This window comes from Mesorhizobium sp. M7A.F.Ca.CA.002.09.1.1, from assembly GCF_003998555.1.
Lineage (GTDB): Bacteria > Pseudomonadota > Alphaproteobacteria > Rhizobiales > Rhizobiaceae > Mesorhizobium > Mesorhizobium ciceri.
On sequence record NZ_RZRR01000829.1, the window covers coordinates 1 to 2509 of the forward strand.

Genomic DNA, 2509 nt, shown 5'->3' on the forward strand with positions numbered 1-2509 from the left:
AGGCAATGCCGATCACCGCCACCGCAAGCCCGCAGATTGCGGCCACGATCAGGGCGCGCCGCAAAGGCTGCCCAGTGTTCCAGCGCCGGATCCGCCGCGTCGCCTTCAACGCCAGCAGCGAGAACAGCGCGCCGAACCCGCCGCCGATGACGCCGCAGGCAATCACCAGCGGCCACTCGGCGGCAAACGAGATGGTGTCCCTGGCGACGCCAAAATAGGTGTAGTTGCCGAGCAGCCCGAGCGAAGCGAGACCGGCCAGGATCACCGCCGTCAGCACCAGCCCGTTGGTTCGCGCCTCATAGGTGCGGCCCATCTCCTCGATGGCGAAGACGATGCCGGCCAGCGGCGTGTTGAAGGCGGCGGCAATCCCGGCGGCCGACTCGGCCAGGATCAGACCCCGGGCCTGCACCATGCCGCCCCAGCGTGCCGCCTGCAGCATCAGCGACGCGCCGACTTGCACCGTCGGACCCTCGCGGCCGATCGAGGCGCCGCAGAACAGGCCGACGATGGTGAGCATGATTTTGCCGGCCACCAGTTTGAGGGACAGGATGTGGCTGCGGTCCTCGTCGTCACGCAGATGGCGGGCGGCGATCGCCTGCGGAATGCCGCTGCCTTGCGAACCGGGAAAGAAGGTGTGGGCAAGCCAGGCGCACAGCACGAAACCCAACGGCGTAATGGCAAGCGGCAGATAGAAACGCCAGCCGCCTGCATCTCCTGTCATCAGTTGAAACAGTTCCTGCGCCCTGTCGGCCAGCACCGCGAACAGCACGCTGATCACACCGATGCCAAGCGCGCCGGCCCAGAACACCAGGCGCGGCTGCCAGACCCGCCGTGAGCCCCACATCGCGCGCGAACGCCGCAGCATGGGATATTTTCGCGATGTGCCGGCCATGTCTGTCCTCGAGCGGGGAATGTTTCGGCCTAACACAGCTGGGCAGTCTATTAAACTAGCGCCGGAAAAACCTGTCGTTGGCGCTCGCCTGAGTGCCAGGCGGAAGCATCGCTTCGGTGAAAGGTCGACCCCCACTCCGTCGAGCTACGCTCGACGGAGTGGGGGAAGCCATCAGCCAAACGCGCTGCCGCCGCAAGACAGGCATTATCGGGAGAGAAATGCCCGCCATGACGAGGGGCGGTGCCGACGTCGTTCCAAGGCGATCGTAGATCGTAAAGCTAGCTGAGCATGACTCTGCCCTCAACCTGTGCTATGCGCCGCGCTTCCTTTCCGGCACGATGCGTGAAATCGGCCGCAAACCGCTTATATCAGTGCAACCATGACCCTTTCATTCGATCTCACCACTGACAGCGCCCGCGACGCGTTGCGTGCCCGCTCGGCACAGCCCGAAAAGCAGTCGCTGATCGGCCTGACGCGGATCGAACTCGCCGAGACTCTGGTTGCATCAGGCGCTGTGCCCGAGCGCCAGGCGACAATGCGCGCCCAGCAGCTGTGGCACTGGATGTATGTGCGCGGCGTCTCCGATTTCGCCGGCATGTTCAACATCTCCAAGGATCTGCGTGCTGAGCTCGACAAGCATTTCACCGTCGCCAGGCCCGAGATCGTCGAGGAGCAGATTTCCGCCGACGGCACGCGAAAGTGGCTGTTCCGCTTTCCGCCGCGCGGCGCCGGCCGGCCTGTCGAGATCGAAACCGTCTACATTCCCGAAGAGGGTCGCGGCACGCTGTGCATCTCCTCGCAGGTGGGCTGCACGCTGACCTGCTCGTTCTGCCACACCGGCACGCAGAAGCTGGTGCGCAATCTGACGGCCGAGGAGATCCTCGCCCAGCTGCTCACCGCCCGCGACCGGCTCGGCGATTTCCCTGACCGCGACACGCCCGACGGCGCCATCGTGCCGGCCGAAGGCCGCAAAGTGTCCAATATCGTCATGATGGGCATGGGCGAGCCGCTTTACAATTTCGAAGCGGTGAAGAAGGCGCTGCTGATCGCTTCCGACGGTGACGGCCTGTCCCTGTCGAAGCGGCGCATCACGCTGTCGACCTCCGGCGTCGTGCCGGAAATCTTCCGCACCGGCGAGGAAATCGGCGTCATGCTGGCAATCTCGCTGCATGCCACCAATGACGATCTGCGCGACTTGCTTGTGCCGATCAACAAGAAGTATCCGCTGAAGGAACTGATCGCCGCCTGCCGCGCCTATCCCGGCCTGTCGAACGCCAAGCGCATCACCTTCGAATATGTGATGCTGAAGGACGTCAACGATTCCATCGAGGACGCCAAGGGACTGATCAAGCTGCTCAAGGGCATTCCGGCCAAGATCAACCTGATCCCGTTCAACCCGTGGCCGGGCACCAATTACCAGTGCTCGGACTGGGAAACGATCGAGAAATTCGCCGACTACATCAACAATGCCGGCTATGCCTCGCCGATCCGCACGCCGCGCGGCCGCGACATCCTCGCCGCCTGCGGCCAGCTCAAATCCGACTCCGAGCGCATGCGCAAGGTCGACCGGCTGGCTCTGGAAGCGATGATGATAGCGGGGCACGGCGAGGCGTGAAC

2 protein-coding genes are annotated in these 2509 nt (G+C 64.2%); one reads left to right on the forward strand and one right to left on the reverse strand.

Annotated elements, in window-relative coordinates; genetic code table 11:
- The coding region (locus tag EN994_RS26915) for a chloride channel protein (protein ID WP_164746231.1) at positions 1–892 on the reverse strand (892 nt) is incomplete at its 3' end.
- Positions 893–1271: 379 nt separating this feature from the next.
- Between EN994_RS26915 and rlmN the strand changes: the two genes are divergently transcribed.
- Complete coding sequence (gene rlmN, locus EN994_RS26920; protein WP_063169553.1) at positions 1272–2507, forward strand: 23S rRNA (adenine(2503)-C(2))-methyltransferase RlmN; 1236 nt, start codon at positions 1272–1274, stop codon at positions 2505–2507.
- Positions 2508–2509: the final 2 nt, after the last annotated feature.

Excerpts from the sequence above, each read along its gene's own strand:
- rlmN (WP_063169553.1), top strand. The coding sequence starts at position 1,272 with ATGACCCTTTCATTCGATCTCACCACTGACAGCGCCCGCGACGCGTTG.